General features: G+C 67.2%; 16 protein-coding genes. 9 read left to right on the top strand and 7 right to left on the bottom strand.

The genetic code is table 11. The features are described 5' to 3' along the window. Positions 1-55 precede the first annotated feature (55 nt). Both E0E30_RS11815 and E0E30_RS11810 read left to right on the top strand, forming a co-directional pair. Positions 56-670, top strand: a complete 615-nt coding sequence (locus E0E30_RS11815; protein WP_130865001.1) for a type IV toxin-antitoxin system AbiEi family antitoxin domain-containing protein — start codon at positions 56-58, stop codon at positions 668-670. Then, on the top strand, positions 667-1,707 hold the full coding sequence (locus tag E0E30_RS11810) for a nucleotidyl transferase AbiEii/AbiGii toxin family protein (protein WP_167853875.1): 1,041 nt from the start codon (positions 667-669) through the stop codon (positions 1,705-1,707). Before E0E30_RS11815 ends, E0E30_RS11810 begins: the two co-directional genes overlap by 4 nt. Before the next feature lie 120 nt (positions 1,708-1,827). Here E0E30_RS11810 and E0E30_RS11805 read toward each other — a convergent pair whose 3' ends face one another. Together E0E30_RS11805 and E0E30_RS11800 are read right to left on the bottom strand one after the other, a co-directional pair. Then, a complete protein-coding gene (locus tag E0E30_RS11805; RefSeq protein WP_130866441.1) occupies positions 1,828-3,135 on the bottom strand; it encodes an ISL3 family transposase in 1,308 nt (435 codons plus the stop codon). 199 nt (positions 3,136-3,334) lie between these two features. Continuing rightward, the gene (locus E0E30_RS11800) at positions 3,335-4,042 is read right to left on the bottom strand and encodes a hypothetical protein (RefSeq protein ID WP_130866440.1); all 708 of its coding nucleotides are present in this window, start codon (positions 4,040-4,042) and stop codon (positions 3,335-3,337) included. On the opposite strand from E0E30_RS11800, the gene E0E30_RS11795 reads away from it, so the two are divergent. Next, on the top strand, positions 4,037-4,348 hold the full coding sequence (locus tag E0E30_RS11795) for a hypothetical protein (RefSeq protein WP_130866439.1): 312 nt from the start codon (positions 4,037-4,039) through the stop codon (positions 4,346-4,348). The two genes, E0E30_RS11800 and E0E30_RS11795, sit on opposite strands and share 6 nt — an antisense overlap. 63 nt (positions 4,349-4,411) lie before the next feature. On the opposite strand, the gene E0E30_RS11790 is transcribed toward E0E30_RS11795, so the two are convergent. After that, positions 4,412-6,406: an ABC transporter ATP-binding protein gene (locus E0E30_RS11790; RefSeq protein ID WP_130866888.1), complete on the bottom strand. Its 1,995-nt coding sequence runs from the start codon at positions 6,404-6,406 to the stop codon at positions 4,412-4,414. Between the two features lie 32 nt (positions 6,407-6,438). After that, a complete protein-coding gene (locus tag E0E30_RS11785) occupies positions 6,439-8,175 on the bottom strand; it encodes an ABC transporter ATP-binding protein (protein ID WP_130866438.1) in 1,737 nt (578 codons plus the stop codon). 169 nt (positions 8,176-8,344) lie between these two features. On the opposite strand from E0E30_RS11785, the gene E0E30_RS11780 reads away from it, so the two are divergent. Beyond that, the gene (locus E0E30_RS11780; RefSeq protein WP_130866437.1) at positions 8,345-9,655 is read left to right on the top strand and encodes an ABC transporter substrate-binding protein; all 1,311 of its coding nucleotides are present in this window, start codon (positions 8,345-8,347) and stop codon (positions 9,653-9,655) included. Between the two features lie 52 nt (positions 9,656-9,707). Here the strand turns inward: E0E30_RS11780 and E0E30_RS11775 are convergent, their stop codons facing one another. Next, positions 9,708-10,463, bottom strand: a complete 756-nt coding sequence (locus tag E0E30_RS11775; RefSeq protein ID WP_167853947.1) for an NADPH-dependent oxidoreductase — start codon at positions 10,461-10,463, stop codon at positions 9,708-9,710. Positions 10,464-10,542: 79 nt separating this feature from the next. Here E0E30_RS11775 and E0E30_RS11770 point away from each other — a divergent pair, with 79 nt between their 5' ends. Beyond that, positions 10,543-11,238: an HAD-IA family hydrolase gene (locus tag E0E30_RS11770; RefSeq protein WP_130866435.1), complete on the top strand. Its 696-nt coding sequence runs from the start codon at positions 10,543-10,545 to the stop codon at positions 11,236-11,238. A 276-nt stretch (positions 11,239-11,514) separates the two neighbouring features. Here E0E30_RS11770 and E0E30_RS11765 read toward each other — a convergent pair. Next, positions 11,515-12,758 (bottom strand): IS3 family transposase gene (locus E0E30_RS11765; RefSeq protein ID WP_411913989.1). Its coding sequence is split into 2 segments (ribosomal slippage): positions 11,515-12,446 and positions 12,446-12,758, totalling 1,245 coding nucleotides; the frame shifts between segments, so codons are not numbered across the junction. A 704-nt stretch (positions 12,759-13,462) separates the two neighbouring features. Here E0E30_RS11765 and E0E30_RS11760 point away from each other — a divergent pair. Together E0E30_RS11760 and lysS are read left to right on the top strand one after the other, a co-directional pair. Then, positions 13,463-13,843, top strand: a complete 381-nt coding sequence (locus E0E30_RS11760) for a hypothetical protein (protein WP_130866434.1) — start codon at positions 13,463-13,465, stop codon at positions 13,841-13,843. A gap of 248 nt (positions 13,844-14,091) precedes the next feature. Beyond that, on the top strand, positions 14,092-15,579 hold the full coding sequence (gene lysS / locus E0E30_RS11755; protein ID WP_130866887.1) for a lysine--tRNA ligase: 1,488 nt from the start codon (positions 14,092-14,094) through the stop codon (positions 15,577-15,579). Here lysS and E0E30_RS11750 read toward each other — a convergent pair whose 3' ends face one another. Next, the gene (locus E0E30_RS11750; protein ID WP_130866433.1) at positions 15,580-15,861 is read right to left on the bottom strand and encodes a cell division protein CrgA; all 282 of its coding nucleotides are present in this window, start codon (positions 15,859-15,861) and stop codon (positions 15,580-15,582) included. Positions 15,862-15,975: 114 nt separating this feature from the next. On the opposite strand from E0E30_RS11750, the gene E0E30_RS11745 reads away from it, so the two are divergent. Continuing rightward, positions 15,976-16,713: a DUF881 domain-containing protein gene (locus E0E30_RS11745; RefSeq protein ID WP_130866432.1), complete on the top strand. Its 738-nt coding sequence runs from the start codon at positions 15,976-15,978 to the stop codon at positions 16,711-16,713. A gap of 58 nt (positions 16,714-16,771) precedes the next feature. Then, positions 16,772-17,410, top strand: a complete 639-nt coding sequence (locus tag E0E30_RS11740) for an aminodeoxychorismate/anthranilate synthase component II (protein ID WP_130866431.1) — start codon at positions 16,772-16,774, stop codon at positions 17,408-17,410. Positions 17,411-17,460 lie beyond the last annotated feature (50 nt).

The following is a 17,460-nucleotide window of genomic DNA, read 5'->3' as shown; positions in this document are numbered from 1 at the left end:
CCAGCAACCCCCAACCGGCTACACTATTACCATATCCGACAAAAGAGGGGGTGTCATGACGGCGCTCAAGGACTACGCCCGTACCGTCGACCTGGCTGCCCGCCAGGACGGAGTCGTCACCCGCCAGCAGCTCCTGCGCTACGGCATCAACCCCTCCAGCATCCCCAGGATGCTCGCCGACGACACCATTCTGGCCGTCGCGCAGAGGGGGGTCTATTACGTGCCGGCGCTGTTCGACACCATGCACGGGTGGCACCGTGTCATCTGGGAGTCGTTGGAGCCAGCCATGTTCACGCAGGAGAAGCTGAACGACCCGATTCCGGTGGGGGTGTTCTCTCACTACACCGCTGCCGAGTTCCACGGGGCGTGGGACCTTCCCATGGAGTCGCACCTGACCCGGCCCACCTCGCGCCACGTTCAGCGATACACCGTCCACGTCGATCGCCTGAGCCCCGACGACATGTGCTGGATCGACGGACTACCGGTCACCACCCTCGAACGCACCACCTACGATCTGGGCCACATGCGTCTCATGGACGGTGAACACCGCTCCCGATGGATGCTCGAACTCGTCGAAGAACACGGCTGGACCATCGACCGCGTCTGCGAGGTCATGGGCCCCGACGCCGTCAAAGAATCCCTGCCCTACTACCTGGAGAAAGTGGCATGAACCGACCCGCGTATGGCGACGGTGACGCCATACGAGCAGCCCTGGCCGATGCGTCCGCCCGTACGTTCGACAACGTAGAAGAGCGCCAGTTCGCCGTCCACGTCTGGGTCATGCAACGACTCGTAGCACGGCTGTGTGCACACGACCAGTTCGTCCTCAAAGGTGGCCAGGCCATGATGGCGCGGCTACCTCACCAATCCCGACTCACCAAGGACATTGATGCCACGATCCTCGCCACTAGCGTGGACGCCGCCGTCGAACACATCCGCTCCCTGATCGGCCAGCCGACACCCATTGATGACTGTCTCCGGTTCCAACTGCGAGACGGGTGGAGCGCCGTGGGTCCGACAAGACACCTCCTGCGCGCCAAGATCACCCCGTTCATCACCGACAGGCGTGGCCAGTGGCGCAAGATGCCTAACATCGGCCTGGATGTGGCTCTCACACCGGCCTTCGAGTTCTCGCCCGACGTCCTCGGTCTCCGTCCGCGCCTCGACCTCACACGCTTCGACGACTGGCCTCGGATCCCCCTCATCCCCTTGGCTGAACACACCGCCGAGAAAACCACCGCCATGTACACCCTGCACTCGGGGAACATGTCGACCCGCCGCCGCGACCTCATCGATCTCGCCCTCATTGCGACGTGGCTTCATCCTGACCCCCACGACGTCACCGACGCCCTCGGCCGGGTCCTCGCTCGACCCAGCTACAGCTTCAACACCATCACCGTCCCGGACCGGCTCGTCGTCCCCGAGATCGAGATGGCGGCCTACAACGCCAGCACCCAGGTAGGACCATGGGATCAGACCAAACCCCTCATCGAAGCAATGATCGGACCCGCCCTGGCCGCCCACCACACCGTCACCGGGGACACCTTCACGATCCCCGATGATGTCGCAGCGCTACCACTGGACCCCCATCGGTCACGCCTGACACCCGAAGCTCCAACCATCGATGGCACCGCACGTACCCAGCCACCTACACACGTCCGCCGCCGAGGTCGGGGGTTGTCAGGCTCTTCAGGATCCAGGGTGTAGTCGGGGTCTGAATCCTCCGGTCTCCAGGAGTGATCTGGTGATGTAGTGGGTGAGGTTGCGGAATCCCAGGGCGATGCCGCGGAGGTGTTCGAGTCTGCCGTTGATGNGTCCAGTGGCTCTTCAGGATCCAGGGTGTAGTCGGGGTCTGAATCCTCCGGTCTCCAGGAGTGATCTGGTGATGTAGTGGGTGAGGTTGCGGAATCCCAGGGCGATGCCGCGGAGGTGTTCGAGTCTGCCGTTGATGGCTTCACTGGGCCCGTTCGAGGTCCCGGGGTGGTCGAAGTAGGCCAGGATGTCGTCGGCCCGCTTCTTCAGGGTGTGGCCCAGAGTGGTGACTTCGGGCAGGGCCTTCGGGACTTTGGTGGCGATCGCGTCGATGAGGTGGGCCATGATGCGTCTGCCCTCGGCACGGTTCTCGGCGCGGTAGGCGGCCACGATCTCCTGGTAGACCGCCCAGGTGACCTGGACCGGGGCGTGGGCGTCGGCGGCGAACACCTGTTCCAGGCGGGCGGCCTGCCGGTCGGTGAGCAGGTCCCGGCCCGTGTGCAGGGTCAGCCTGACCCCGAACAGGGGGTCGCCCGCCCGGCCCCGATGGCCCGTGGTGTCCTGCTGGACGCGTTGGCGGGTGACATCGAGCTGGTCGCCGGCGAGCTGCACGACGTGAAACGGATCCATGACCTCGACCGCGGCCGGGAGTTCTTCGGCGGCTGCGGTCTTGAAGCCGGTGAACCCGTCCATCGCCACGATCTGGATGCGGTCGCGCCAGGCCTGGTCGCGGCCGGCCAGCCAGGTCTTGAACACCTTCTTGGAACGTCCCGCCACCATGTCGAGCAGCCGGGAGGCCCCGGTGCCGTCGCGTCTCGGTGTCAGGTCGATGATCACGGTGACGTACTTGTCACCACGGCTGGTGTGGCGCCACACGTGCTCGTCGACCCCGATGACCTCCACGCCCTCGAAGCGGTGCGGGTCGTCGATGAGCCGGCGGGTGCCCTCGGCCAGCACCGCATCGTTGGCGGTGGTCCAGTCCACCCCCAGACCAGCGGCGATACGGGAGACCGGCAGGTGATCGAGCACCAGGCCCTCCAGTGCCCAGGCCAGCCCTCCCCGCGACAGTTTCGCCCTGGCCTGGGCGGCCTGGTCGGTGTTCTGGCGCCACACGTGTCCGCAGCCGGTGCACCGGTACCGGCGCACCCGGATCTGAAGGATCGTGGGCCGGTGGCCCATCGGGGTATGGGCCAGCCGGCGGATCACCGTGTCACGAGGGACCCCCTGGCATCCGCACCAGTGGCACCAGTCGTCGGGGGCGACGACCCGGCAGGCCAGGACCGTCTCCTCGTCACTGATCAGCTGGCCGGTGACCTCCAGACCGAGTTCGTCCAGACGGGCGAATGTGGTCAGGTCGGGGGCGCCGAAGGTAGCGTGGTTCATGGAGGACCTTGCGATTCACGAGGACGGGACTTAAGACACTCCGATCCTCGCGCAGGGTCCTCCCCCCACGCACCCCGGCCCCACAGGCCAACTACAGCAGACTCTCACACAGTCAAGTCACAACTACACCCTGGATCCTGAAGAGCCCCTTTGTCGTCACTCTCCAGGGGAATGAGGAGTCCTCCCACAAGCTGGGCAATCATTGTGTGGCCTCCCTCCACTGGAGGTAGTCGGCCGTGACGCGCTCAACGGTGGTGTTGTTCTTGGTGTTCGCGCGATCAGCCTTCTGGTCGGTCTTCCAGTCGGTGCCGGTCCACACGACCGGAAGGGCTACCCCGGCCTCGATGATGTCGCCCTCATACTTCACGACGAGGGCGAGGTAGACGACGACATGGGTGCCGTCGGCGGAGACCTTCGCGACACGGAACCGACGCAGTTCGACGTGGCCGACGGTCGTGTGCTCGCCGGGCCAGGCAGGTTCGGAGTTGTGCTCGTAGGCCCACGTCATGGCGGGGTCACCGACTAACTGTCGCAGGCCGATGTTCGCGGCCGCGGCCACGGCACCCTTGAGGCTCGGGGCGAAGCACTCCTGCTTGTAGCCGTCGACCACGAAGGGGCCGGCCTCGGTGAGAGGCAGCTTGATCCCCTGCAAGTCCATCCAGCGGGTCTTGGGCGCCTCGGTGACCGGCGTGGTGTCGACGTGGTCGACGTGAGCACAACCAGTCCCCGGGAACGGTTCGGAGCCGTGAAGGGCCGTCGAAGCCGACGACGGGGTCGAGGCCGCCGGCATCGTCGAGGCGGGCGGCGGAGCCGACTCAGCCGACTCGGCGGCGGGCTGACTCGAGCATCCTGCGGCCAGGAGGCTCAGCGCGGCGACCGTCGCCGCGAGACGTCGGGTGATGTGCATGATCCTTACTTCCTGTGGGGCGACTCACACGAGGGCGTTGACGATGAGGGCAGCGCCTTCGACGACGACACCGCACACGACGATGCCGACGATGGTTCGGATGCGGTGGAGCGGCGGCTGAATTATTTCGAGCCGCTTCTTGCGATGCATCCCGCGACCGATCCATTCGGGTTAGACAGAGAATATCCCGTTCCTTGGTACAGCTTGCTCACCCAGGTGCTCGCCCCACTGTCGCTCGTCTATTCCTCTCACGCACTCATCGACAATTCGTATTGCTACGGTTATCGCGATGGCGGCCACCGGTAGCGTGGCCCGGCACGCTGCCCACGCCCTCGAGCTGTCGATGGGACGAGGCGGTGAGCGGGTGCCTCACGCCCCGGCCGGCGACTCCTCCACGGCCGCATTGAACTGCGCCTGGTAGAGGTCGTAGTAGTGGCCGTGTCGCTCGAGCAGTTCGGCGTGTGAACCCTGTTCGACGATGTCGCCGTGCTCCATGACGAGGATGAGGTCGGCGTCGCGGATGGTCGAGAGCCGGTGGGCGATGACGAAGCTCGTCCGCCCCGACCGCAGGTTGTTCATGGCTTCCTGCACGAGCACCTCGGTTCGGGTGTCGACCGAGCTCGTCGCCTCGTCGAGGATGAGCAGGTCGGGCGCCGCGAGGAAGGCCCGGGCGATGGTGATGAGCTGCTTCTCGCCGACCGAGACGTTCGAGCCCTCCTCGTCGATGACGGTGTCGTAGCCCTCGGGCAGGGAATGGACGAAGCGGTCGACGTAGGCGGCCTTCGCCGCCCCGATGATGTCCTCCTCGGAGGCGTCCGGGCGACCGTACGCGATGTTGTCGCGGATCGTCCCCGAGAACAGCCAGGTGTCCTGGAGGACCATCCCGACATGGGATCGCAGCGAGGCCCGCGGGACGGTGCGCGTGTCGATGCCGTCGAGGGTGATGCGGCCGCCGTCGATCTCGTAGAACCTCATGAGGAGGTTGACCAGGGTCGTCTTGCCGGCCCCGGTCGGCCCGACGATGGCCACGGTCTGACCGGGTTCGGCGACGAGGGACAGGTCGGTGATGAGCGGCTTGTCCGGGGAGTACGAGAACCTCACGTGCTCGAACTCGACATGCCCGCGGGTCGGCGGCAGGACGTCAGTTCCGTCCGCCGAGAGTTCGTCGGCGTCGAGGACCTCGAAGACCCGTTCGGCCGAGGCCACGCCGGACTGCAGGAGGTTCGCCATCGACGCGATCTGGGTGATGGGCTGGGTGAACATCCGCGAGTACTGGATGAAGGCCTGGACGTCGCCGAGGGGCATCTGGCCCTGGGTCACGCGAAGACAGCCGATGAGGACGATGAGGGCGTAGTTGATGTTGCCGATGAGGAACATCACGGGCTGGATCGTCGCCGAGACGAACTGCGCCTTGAAGGACGCCTGGTACAGCTCCTCGTTGCGGTCGTGGAAACTGCGGGCCACGGCCTGACGGCGTCCGAAGACGGTGACGAGGGCGTGCCCGGCGTAGGCCTCCTCGACCTCGGCGTTGAGCTGACCGGTGGCCTTCCACATGTGGGCGAACTGCACCTGGGCCCGCTTGCCGATGAGGGCGGCGACCACCCCGGCCACCGGGATGACGACGATGCTGATGACCGCCAGCAGTGGCGACACCCAGAACATCATGATGAGCACCCCGATGACCATGAGGATGGCGTTGAGGAGCTGTTGCAGGGTCTGGGTGAGGGTCTGGGCGACGTTGTCGATGTCGTTGGTCATGCGGCTCATGAGTTCGCCGCGTGGCTGCTTGTCGAAATAGCTCAGGGGCAGTCGCTCCAACTTGTCGGACACCTGACGGCGCATGTCGTACATGGCGCGTTGGACTGCGGTGTTGAGGAGGAATCCCTGGAGGAACATGAGGATCGCCGACAGGGCGTAGCAGGCCAGCGCGATGCAGATGATGACGCCGAGGCGATGCATGTCGATGCCGTCGCCGATCCGCAGGCCCGGGTACTGACCGAGCATGTCGAGGATCTTCGAGTTACCTTGACCGGCGGCCTTGAGCTGGGCGATGAGCTGGTCGGTCGTCATGCCCTTGGCGCTGGGGTAGCGGTTGCCGATCTGCGTGGTGAGGACCCCGCCGAAGATGACGTCGGTGGCCCGGCCGAGGATCTTCGGACCGACGACGTTGAGGGCCACCGAGATCGCCGCGACGACCACGACGATCCCCAGGACGAACCGGAAGGGCCTCAGGGTGCCCAACAGGCGACGGAGCGACGGCCCGAAGTTCACGGCCTTCTCGGCGACGTGGCCCCCTCCCGGGCCATGGCCGCCGCCGCGACGCGAGGACTGGCGGGCGATGGCGGCCTGCTCGTCCTTCGACATGGACTCCTGGGCGTGACGCGGCTTGTAGCGGCTCATGCTGCGGCCTCCTCGGCGGAGAGCTGGGAGTTGACGATCTCGACGTAGGTGGGGCAGCCGTCCATGAGCTCCTCGTGGGTGCCCCGGCCCACGAGCCGGCCGTCGTCGATGACGAGGATCTGGTCGGCGTGACGGATGGTCGAGACCCGCTGGGCGACGATGAGCACCGCGGCGTCGGTGACGCTTGTCGTCAGGGCCGCCCGAAGTCGGGCGTCGGTGGCGACGTCGAGGGCGGAGAAGGAGTCGTCGAAGACGTAGATGTCGGGGCGGCGCACGAGCGCCCGGGCGATGGACAGTCGTTGTCGCTGGCCGCCCGAGACGTTCGTCCCTCCTTGGGCGATGGACGCCTCGAGCCCGCCGTCCATGGCCCGGACGAAGTCGTCGGCCTGGGCGATCCGCAGAGCCTGCCACAGTTCCTCGTCGCTGGCGTCGGGCCTGCCCTGGCGCAGGTTGCTGGCGACCGTCCCGCTGAAGAGGTAGGGCTTCTGCGGGACGAGGCCGATGGTGCTCCAGAGGGTCTCTGGGGCGAGCCGGCGCACGTCCACCCCGTCGACGAGGACCTGCCCGCCGGTGGCGTCGAACAGCCGCGGGATGAGGTTGACCAGGGTCGACTTGCCGGCTCCGGTGGAGCCGATGACCGCGGTCGTCGTGCCCTTCTCGAGCCGGAACGTGATCCCCGACAGGACGGGCTCGGCGGCGCCGGGATAGGTGAACTCGACGTCGCGGAACTCGAGGGACCCGCGCACGGGCAGCTCGGTCACCGGGTCGGTCGGCGTCTCCACGCTGGACGTCGTCGCCAGGACCTCGCTGATGCGGTCGGCGCACACGGCGGCGCGCGGCCACATGATGATCATCATCGTCGCCATCATGACCGACATGAGGATCTGCATGAGGTAGTTGGTGAACGACGCCAGCGCGCCGACCTGGAGCTCGCCCGAGTCGATGCGTGGTGCGGCGAACCAGAACACCCCGATCTGGGAGAGGTTCATGACGAGCATGACGACGGGGAACATGAGGGCCATGAGACGGCCGACCTTGATCTGGATGTCACGCAGCTCACTGTTGGTGACGTCGAACCGGCGCGACTCGTAGGGTTCGCGGACGAAGGCGCGTACCACCCGGATGCCGGTGATCTGTTCCCGGACGACGCGGTTGAGGTCGTCGATCCGCTTCTGCATGGTGCGGAAGAGCGGCCCCATGGTGGCGACGATCGCGCCGACGATGATTCCCAGGACGACGACGGCGACGACGATGATCCACGACAGTCCGACGTCGGCGCGCAGGGCCATGACGACACCGACGACCATGGTGATCGGCGCGCCGATGAGGATGGCCAAGGTCATGAAGACGAGCATCTGCACCTGCTGGACGTCGTTCGTCGTGCGGGTGATGAGGGACGGGGCGCCGAAGTGGTTGACCTCACGGCTGGAGAACTCGAGGGTACGGCTGAAGACGGCGTCGCGGACGTCTCGGCCGAAACCCATGGCCGTGCGGGCGGCGAAGTACACCGCGATGACCTGGCACAGGGCCTGGGTGGCGGCGACGGCCAGCATGAGCGCCGACCGCGACTTGACGTAGCCCGTGTCGAGGGTGACGACGCCTCTGTTGATGATGTCGGCGTTGATCGTCGGAAGGTACAGGGAGGCCAGCTGAGCCCCCGCCTGGAGCAGGAGGATGAGGACGATCTGGGGCCAGTACCGGCCGATGTACCGGTTGACGAGCTTCACGAGCACGGTGACTCCCTGAGGTGGCCGAGCGTGACGGGGCGTGTCACGGCGGCAACACTATTGCTCCCCACCGACAATTCCAGCCTGACCTCACCGATCGGGCTCGGAGTCGACGGTAGGGTTCGGCCCGTGGCGGGCCGTCGATGACGGCGCAGACGTGGTCGGAGGTGCGGTCGTGGCGGGCAGGCGTAGCCGGAGGCAGTTCCTCGCCCTCACTGCGGTCGGGCTGCTCGCCGGCTGCGGATCCCTGAGGACCTCGTCGAACCCCTCCCCGTCCAGTGATGACGGCCTCGTCGTGTGGCAGAGGCTTCGCGGGGGTGAGGGCATGCCTCCCCTGACGCAGGCCGCATACCAGTTCGGTCGCAGCCACCCCGGGGCCACGGTGACGATTCATGATGCCCCGACGACGACCGCCGCCTACCTCGCCGACCTACGACGGGTCACCAGGTCGGGGCGAGGACCGTGCCTGGCGCAGGTTCCCAACACCGCCGTCACCGGCCTGGCGCAGGCCGGCGTGCTGGACGACGTCACCCAGACCGCGGAGCAGTACCGCGACTCGTACGCCCGCGGCCCCATGTCCCGGGTGACCTATCGCGGGCGGACCTACGGCCTCCCCCTGGACTCGTCGCCGCTCGTGCTCTTCCACGACGTCGACGCGTGGACGAAGGCCGGCGTCGACGTGCCGACGACCTGGCAGCAGATGGAGGCCGCCGCGACCAGACTGAGGACCGCCGGGCTGGCCCTCACGGATGTGCCGATCGACGACGCCGCCTGGTACGCCGCCCTGTGCGACGCCTGCGGGTGCCCGTGGTTCCGCGCGGTCGACGACACCACCTGGCAGATCGGCATCGACACCGCCGAGGCGGTCGCCTTCGCGTCCGGGTGGAGACGGATCGTCCAGGCGGGTGGTCTGCCGTCGACCCACGGGTGGGACGCCGACGCGACGACCTCGGCCTTCTCCTCCGGCAAGGTCGTCGGGCACATCGGGGCTCCCGGGGAGATCCCGGACCTTCTCGAGGCCGTTCGGGCCACGGGCCACCGCTGGGCGGTCAGTGCACTGCCGAGCGGAGGTGAGGGGAAGGGCACGGGTGAGGGGCGGGTGGCGTCCTACGCCGGGTCGTCGTGGGTCGTCCTCACGGGGTGTGCGCACCCGGACCAGGCGCTGGCCTTCGCCGACGTCATCGGCGAGGACACGAGCCTGCTGGCGCCACGTGGGTTGGTCCCGGCGGCCTCCGTCGACTCCTTGACGACGCCGTCGAGTTGGTCGGACGTCTTCGGGGACGACGACGTCATGTCGACGCTGTCCGATCTGGGTGGCAGGATCGCCCAGGACTCGAGCCCCTCGCCGGCCTGGCCCGTCGTCGCCGGGGCGTGGGCGTCGGTCAAGGGGAAGTTCCTGGGGTCGGGGAGCTTTGAGAAGGCCCTCGGCAGGATCGCGGACGCTGCCCGTACCCGGATCGAGGGATTGGGACTCAAGGTGTCCTGAGTGGCAAGGCCGCCCGAGTCACGGTGTCGGGCGAGTCACGGTGTCGCCAGAGTCACAGGGCCAGGTCGAAGCCCTGGTCACTCACGACGCGCAGGAGGCCGTTGCGCTCGGGATCATCGCGCAGCAGCAGTCGGGTGAGCTGCTCGGTGTACGAGTCGACGCGACGGTTGGCGTCACGCAGGTCGTAGTAGGTCGTCAGCTGGGCGTCGTACTCTGCCAGGTCGTCGAGGACGCCGTCCCCGGCGTCGACGTAGTGGTTCTCGAAGAGGCGCAGGTCCATGGGCATCCGTGGTTTGAGTTGGGGTGCCTGAGCCGGATGGCCGACCATGAGGCCGAGGACGGGGAAGGTCCGCGGCGGCATGCCGAGCAGCTCGATGAGAGCAGCCGGGTCGTTGAGGATCGAGCCGAGGAAACACGTCCCCAGACCGAGGGACTCGGCTGCCGTGGCGACGTTCTGGGCCAGGAGGACGGCGTCGGTGGCGGCCTGGAAGAAGACGTCCATCGTGGCGACCCGGGTCTCGTCGTAGCCCTTGGCGGCGACGACGCGGGCGCCCCGGGCGGCGTCGACCAAGGTGATCCACAGCTCGGGAGCCTCCGCGACGTAGGGCTGACGGCAGATCGTCGCGACCTGCGTCTTGAGGGTGGGGTCGGTGACGCGGATGACCGAGCTGAGTTGCGCGCCACTGGAGGACGCCGTCTGGCGGGCGACGGCCACGAGGTTGGCCAGGTCCTCCGGGCTGACGGGATCGGCGGTGAACCGGCGGATGGTGCGGTGGGCCAGCTGGGTCTGGATGGTCGAGTTCGTCATGATCCCCTCGTCGCCGGGCTCGCTCGTCGTGGGCGTCGCTCCGGGGCGGATCATAGTCGTCGACCGATAAGGTCGAGTCATGGCTGACGGCGACCTCGGTGGACTGGGTGGACGGACCTTCGCGGCGGTGTTGTTCGACTTCGACGGAACCCTTGTCGACTCGACTCCATCGGTGACGCGTTCCTGGGCGACGTGGACCGCCGAGTACGGGGTGTCCGAACTGGCGGTGAGTCATGGGGTGCCGGTCATCGAGAAGATCAACAGCCTCATCGAGCCGGAGCGTCAGGCCGAGGCGTTGGCGCGGATCCGTGCCCTCGAGTTGGCCGACACCGACGGCATCGTCCCCCTGCCCGGTGCACGGGAGGCGCTGGGGGCCTTGGACGACGCCACCTGCGCCATCGTCACCTCGTGTGACCGGGACCTCTTCGACCTGCGCGCCGAGGTCGTCGGGTTCCGGGTGCCCGCAGTGACGGTGACGCGCACCGACGTCGACCACGGCAAGCCCGATCCCGAGCCCTGGCTCCGGGCGTGCGAGCTGCTGGGGGTCGAGCCTGCGGACTGCCTCGTCGTCGAGGACTCCGTGGCGGGGTTGGTGTCGGGCCGTGAAGCCGGCTGCGCGACGCTGGGGCTGTTGACGACGACACGACGCGATGAGGTGGAGGCGGACGCCGTCGTCGCGGACCTGGGGGCGGTGCGGTTCGGGGTGGCTGACGGACGGGCTGTCCTTCGTGGCTCGGACCACCAAGCCGTCGGGCCGTCCGTCGTGGGTCGGTGATCGCCTCCGTGAGGAAGCATGACGGTGCCACTGATCATGGCGGCGGGTCATGTCGTGATGTCCCAGAAGGCTGGCGTTGATGCTCGTGGCTCGGCGTCTGCACACGTGGTTACCCTGTGCTTCTCCTGTGGCACGGTGGATGGATGTATTGTTCGCGGCCGATTGACGATGTGTTCCGGGCGCTGGGGAGGACTCTGACATGTGGCGACCAGATTGGGTGGTGCGGAATGGAGTCAGGGGCCTTGACCCGCGATCGTGGACACGGTGTCGGTTCGGTTATGCCGCTTCCGTGAGGGTAGCGGACGCGGTCGCCGCGTAGGCGGCTTCGTAGGTGCTCGGGCTGATGTGGCCGATCGCGGAGTGGCGCCGTCGGGTGTTGTAGCGGTTCGCCCAACCGAACACGGCCCGGTAGGCGGTGGCCTGGTCGGGGAACGCTGAAGCGCCTTCGAGGAGTTCGCGTTTGAGCGTCGCGTTGACGCTCTCCGCAAGGGAGTTGTCGGCGCTCGTGCCCACCGCACCCATGGACTGGGTCACGCCCAGGTGCTCGCAGAGGGTTGCGTAGGCCTTCGAGGTGTAGACGCTGCCGTGGTCGCTGTGGAAGATCGCGCCGGCCAGCGTCCCGCGGTCGCGGGCCGCGGCGCGCAGTGCATCCTCGACGAGTTCGGTGCGCATGTGGTCTGCGATCTGCCAACCCGCGAGCTTCCGGGAGCCGAGGTCGATGCAGGTCGCGAGATACAGGTTCGACCCGTCGGCGATGGGAAGGTAGGTGATGTCGCCGACATACCGGCGGTTCGGCTCGCCGATGGAGAAATCCCTCCCGATCAGGTCGGGGAAGCGGCGTCCGGACTGGTCCGGGATCGTGGTCTTCACCCGCCGGCGTAGCCGGATCCCCGCGAGCTGATGCGCGCGCATCACCCGGGCGACCCGCTTGTGGTTCACCCGCTCGGCAGCGGTGACGCCGTCGTTGAGGTCGGCGGTGATCCGCGGTGCCCCGTAGGCGCGGTCGCCGCCCTGGGCGGGGTCCTGCAGCACCCGGATCCGCGCGGCGAGGGCCGCGTCCTCGGCCGCTCTCGCCGCCCGTCCCGGGGCCGCCGCGAGCCAGGCGTAGAACGATGACCTCGCGATCTCGATGACCTCGCACAACCGCTTCACGCCGTAGGCGTCCTTGTGGTCGGCGACGAACTGGAAGCGGTTCACCAGTTCGTCTCCCCGGCGAAATACTTCGCCGCCTGACGGAGGATGTCCCGCTCCGTCTCGAGCTTCAGCTTCTCCGCCCTCGACTGGGCCAGCTCGGCCTCGAGCCGCGCGATCCGCGCTGCCTGGGACTCTGACCGACCCGACGTGGGCGGCGACATGCTGTGGGCCGTCGTGCCCGAGCCATGCTTCTCGACCCACTCCCGCAGCGCGCCGCGGGAGATACCCAGGTCCGCTGCGATGCCCTTCAACGTCCCGCCGGGCGTGGACTCGTACAAGTCCACCGCCCGCTGCCGGAACTCGTCCGTGTAGTTCTTCCTTGCCATCCCTTGAATTCTCGCTTCCCCAGCGCCGTGCTGGAATCAGCGTGTCCAAGATCAGGGGTCAAGCGCCCANCCGGGCGTGGACTCGTACAAGTCCACCGCCCGCTGCCGGAACTCGTCCGTGTAGTTCTTCCTTGCCATCCCTTGAATTCTCGCTTCCCCAGCGCCGTGCTGGAATCAGCGTGTCCAAGATCAGGGGTCAAGCGCCCAGAGATGTTCAGCGACGCTTGAGCGTGTTGTCTAACGGTGGCGTGATGAGATCTTATTCCCCGGTTGCCTCCTATTGGTGGACTGGTGAGCCCAATTTTGGAGATCTGTTCACGCCGACGCTTCTACCGAGTTCGGGGATTGCGCCTATTCTGGCGGGCCCGGATGCTTCCGAGTTGTTCGGCGCGGGGAGCATCATCCATCACGTTCCTCAAGGATTCGATGGCTGGATCTGGGGCTCTGGGATGTGCTTTGGTGATGACCGACGGCTGCACCTTGAGAGAGCAAGGGTGCTTCTCGTTCGCGGTCCGCTCACGAGAGACGCGGGAGATCTTCCCGGTGACACGCCACTGGGCGACCCGGGACTATTGGCCGCAGAGTGTGTCGGTTCCCGGCAGGCGAGGGAGGCACGTGTCGGGATCGTTGCACACATCTGGCACCGCGCCAATCCTGCAGTGGACAGTTTGGGACACGTGCGTTCGGGGGCCAGGCTCATTGATGTGCGCAAGCCTCCTCGGCAGGTCATTCATGACATTGCCGCGTGTGACGCGATCTTGACGACCTCACTGTATGGACTCATCGTCGCCGATGCGCTGGGCATCCCTGCGGCGTGGGCCACGCTGGAGCCGAGTGTTCCAGGTGGTTCGTTCAAATTCCATGACCATGAAGCGCTGGTCTGCGCGTCTCAGGACCTGGACAGCAGGCGATTCGATCCCATGGATCACTCCATTGGCAGCCGGCTGGAGAAGATCGTCCGACGTGCAGATCCGGAGCGCGTCGAACATGCGAAAGACGCCGTGAGGCAGTCCCGGCTCCAGCTCGCGCATGAACTCTTGGATCGCCGGGGCGCCGCACGTCGAGTCCTGACGTGGCGGCCCTGACCCGTCCAAGATGGCTGCCGCGTTGGGAGTGTATGTACGGCTCCACGCGACGGCGGGGGTTCTATCAGTCAAGTAGCAGCAGTTCTATCAGCCAATCCGCAGGACCGAGGGACGATCCGCAGCATGCGGACACGGGGCCATCCCTCAAGCCCCGGGACGAGTCTGTGTCGAACTCGCACGTCCCGGCTCGGTAGGCTGTTCGGGTGACCGACCAGCAGCAGAACACCGCCCCCGACGTCTCCGAGCAGATGCAGGTGCGCCTCGACAAGCGTGCCCGGATCATCGACCAGGGCGGTCAGGCCTACCCCGTCGATCTGCTGCGCGACCACACGCTCCAGCAGGTGCGCGACGCCTACACCGGCGACGACGGCGAGTTGACGCTCGAGCCGGGCGAGGAGCGCGAGGACGACGTCGTCACCATCGGTGGCCGGGTCATCTTCGTGCGCAACACCGGCAAGCTGTGTTTCGCGACCCTGCAGGACGGGTTCACCGAGTCCTCCAACGGTGAGCGGCTCCAGGTCATGCTGTCGAAGGCGCAGGTGGGTGACGACGCCCTCGCTGCCTGGAAGTCCGACGTCGACCTCGGCGACTTCGTGTGGGTCAGGGGCCATGTCGCCCGGTCGAGGCGCGGCGAGTTGTCCGTCATGGCCTCGCAGTGGCGAATGGCCTCCAAAGCCCTTCGTCCGCTGCCGACCCTGCACAAGGACCTGTCGGAGGAGTCCCGGGTGCGTCGGCGTTACGCCGATCTCGTCGTGCGGGAGGAGTCGCGTCAGATGGTGCGCACCCGCGCCGCCGTCACCCGCGCCATTCGCACGAGCCTGGACGAGATGGGATTCCTCGAGATCGAGACCCCGACCCTGCAGCTCGTCCACGGTGGGGCGGCAGCCCGGCCCTTCAACACGCACCTCAATGCCTTCGACATCGACATGAGCCTGCGCATCGCCCTCGAGCTGTACCTCAAGCGCGCCATGGTCGGTGGGACCGATCGGGTGTACGAGATGGGACGAGTGTTCCGCAACGAGGGCATCGACTCCAACCACTCGGCGGAGTTCACGATGCTCGAGGCCTACCAGAGCTGGGGCAACCAGTTCACCATCGCCGAGGTCATCAAGGCGATCATCATGAGGGCGGCTGACGCCGTCGGCACCCACCAGATCGAGACCGACAAGGGCGTCATCGACCTCGACGGCGAGTGGGAGTGGGTGCACGTGTACCCGCGACTGTCCGAGGAGCTCGGCCGCGAGATCACCCTCGACACGACGGTCGAGGAGCTGCGAGCCATCGCCGACGAGAAGTCCATCGCATACGACGACGGCTGGAGCGCCGGCAAGCTCGTCATGGAGCTCTTCGGGGAGATCGTCGAGCCGACGCTGCTCCAGCCGACCTTCGTCTGTGACTACCCCGCGATCGCCCAACCGCTGGCACGACCGCATCGCGACGACCCGCGCATGGTCGAGGCCTGGGACCTCATCATCGGCGGAATGGAGCGGGGCACCGGGTTCTCCGAACTCGTCGATCCGGTGGTTCAGCGCGAGGTGCTCACCCAGCAGTCGCTGGCCGCCGCCGCCGGTGACCCGGAGGCCATGGAGCTCGACGAGGACTTCCTCGAGGCCCTCGAGTTCGGCTGCCCGCCCATGGGAGGTCTCGGGCTCGGCGTCGACCGACTCATCATGCTCTTCACGAATGCCGGGATCCGCGAGACGATCCTCTTCCCGCTGCTCAAGCCGGAGCGGTGATCACTTCCACATCGTCGCGATGATGAACGCCGCGGCCATGAGCCCCATGCCGATGAGGATGTTCCAGTCGCCCAGGGCGCTCATCCCGGGAATCTGGTAGCCGGCGATGTAGTAGACGACGAGCCACAGCACACCCAGGACGCCGACCGGGACGAAGACCCACGGCACCCAGGACCGGTCGACGGCCTTGGCCGCCTTCCTGGCGCGTTCGGTGTCGATCTCGTGCTGGTGCTTGACCTGTGCCTTCTTCCTGGCGGACGCGCGGACCTTCGATTCGGGCACGGGAACTCTCCTCGTTGACGGTGTTGCGGCTGACGTGGCAACGGCTAGCCTAGTTGACGTCGTCGCGGGCTTCGACCTCGGCGGCGGTGACGCGGACCGACGGGGGAGGACGCCATGGCCGAGGAGGTGCGCCGGCCGCGGCTGCATCATCCCTTGCGCCATGTGGCGTCGGTGGCAGTTGTCGCCCTGGCCGGCTTCATGATGACGACGGCTGCGGTGAACTCGCGCGGTCAGGACCTGCGTCCCGACAGCAACGCCGACCTGGCCGACGTCGTCGCCAAACAGGCCGCCCAGAACGACAAGCTCTCCAAGGAAGCCGCGGCCCTGCGGGCGCAGATCGACCAGCTGTCGCGTCATGCCCAGGCGAATCCGTCGACCGATGCCACGTCATCGGCCCTGGCCCCCGGCGCCGGGCTCCAGGCGGTCAAGGGACCGGCCCTCGAGATCATCCTCGACGACGCCCCCCTGAGCGTCAACCCCCAGGGCGTCGACGCCAACATGCTCGTCGTCCACCAGCAGGACATCCAGATGGTCGTCAACACGCTGTGGTCCGGTGGTGCCGAGGCCATGACGATCCAAGGGCAGCGCGTCACCTCGACCACCGCGGTGAAGTGCGTGGGGAACACCGTCGTCCTGCACGGCGTCCCCTACGCCCCGCCGTACCGGATCGCCGCGATCGGCGACGTCGACGCGATGCGACATGCCCTGGACAGCTCCGAGTCGGTCCGCATCTACAAGGAGTACGTCACCGCCTACCAGCTCGGCTGGTCGGTGCAGGGCAAGGGCGTCATGACCATGCCCGCGTTCAAGGGAACCCTCACCCTCGACAAGGCCACTCCCGTCCCGCGCTGACCGTTCCACGCCGACGAGGACGGCCGCGAGCGCGGGTCGACCATGGGAGGATCACTCCATGACAGCCAGGATCCTCGTCGTCGACAACTACGACTCCTTCGTGTGGAACCTCGTGTCCTACCTCGGACAGATCGGGGCCACGGTCGAGGTCTGGCGCAATGATGATCCGCGCTTCACCGACTCCTCCTGGCCCACCGGATTCGACGGCGTCCTCCTGTCTCCCGGCCCGGGCAAGCCGGAGGACGCCGGCGTCTGCATCGACCTCCTGCGCACCCATCCGGGCACCGTGCCGATCTTCGGGGTGTGTCTGGGCCTACAGGCCATGGCGGTCGCCTGGGGCGCCACGGTGGGGCGCGCTCCCGAAATTCTTCACGGCAAGGTCTCCGCCATCCACCACAGCGGCGTCGGCGTCTTCGAGGGACTTCCCGACCCGCTCACCGCGACGCGGTACCACTCCCTGGCCGTGGACCCGCGCACGGTACCCGACGAACTCGAGGTGACGGCCTGGACCGACTCGGGGGTCATCATGGCGCTGCGGCATCGGACCCTGCCGGTCGAGGCGGTGCAGTTCCACCCTGAATCGGTGCTCTCCCAGCACGGCCATCAGATGCTCGCCCACTGGCTCGCCGACTGCGGTGACGTCGACGCCCCGACGCGAGCCGCCGGGATGGCTCCTCTCATGTCGGCGCGCCACTGAGCGGGAGCACGCCATCGGCCTCCCGGGCCATCGCCCGGGAGGGTCATGAC

It is taken from the genome of Acidipropionibacterium timonense, assembly GCF_900605005.1.
GTDB classification, from domain to species: domain Bacteria; phylum Actinomycetota; class Actinomycetes; order Propionibacteriales; family Propionibacteriaceae; genus Cutibacterium; species Cutibacterium timonense.
The sequence above is the reverse complement of the archived record's forward strand: the minus strand, read 5'-3'. Positions and strand labels throughout refer to the sequence as shown.

What these genes read in the sequence shown, in the direction of transcription:
- E0E30_RS11790 (WP_130866888.1), bottom strand. Translation starts at nt 6,406, where the DNA reads ATGTCGAAGGACGAGCAGGCCGCCATCGCCCGCCAGTCCTCGCGTCGC.
- E0E30_RS11775 (WP_167853947.1), bottom strand. Translation starts at nt 10,463, where the DNA reads ATGACGAACTCGACCATCCAGACCCAGCTGGCCCACCGCACCATCCGC.
- E0E30_RS11805 (WP_130866441.1), bottom strand. Translation starts at nt 3,135, where the DNA reads ATGAACCACGCTACCTTCGGCGCCCCCGACCTGACCACATTCGCCCGT.
- E0E30_RS11815 (WP_130865001.1), top strand. Translation starts at nt 56, where the DNA reads ATGACGGCGCTCAAGGACTACGCCCGTACCGTCGACCTGGCTGCCCGC.
- E0E30_RS11810 (WP_167853875.1), top strand. Translation starts at nt 667, where the DNA reads ATGAACCGACCCGCGTATGGCGACGGTGACGCCATACGAGCAGCCCTG.
- E0E30_RS11800 (WP_130866440.1), bottom strand. Translation starts at nt 4,042, where the DNA reads ATGCACATCACCCGACGTCTCGCGGCGACGGTCGCCGCGCTGAGCCTC.
- E0E30_RS11740 (WP_130866431.1), top strand. Translation starts at nt 16,772, where the DNA reads ATGACAGCCAGGATCCTCGTCGTCGACAACTACGACTCCTTCGTGTGG.
- E0E30_RS11745 (WP_130866432.1), top strand. Translation starts at nt 15,976, where the DNA reads ATGGCCGAGGAGGTGCGCCGGCCGCGGCTGCATCATCCCTTGCGCCAT.
- lysS (WP_130866887.1), top strand. Translation starts at nt 14,092, where the DNA reads ATGCAGGTGCGCCTCGACAAGCGTGCCCGGATCATCGACCAGGGCGGT.
- E0E30_RS11770 (WP_130866435.1), top strand. Translation starts at nt 10,543, where the DNA reads ATGGCTGACGGCGACCTCGGTGGACTGGGTGGACGGACCTTCGCGGCG.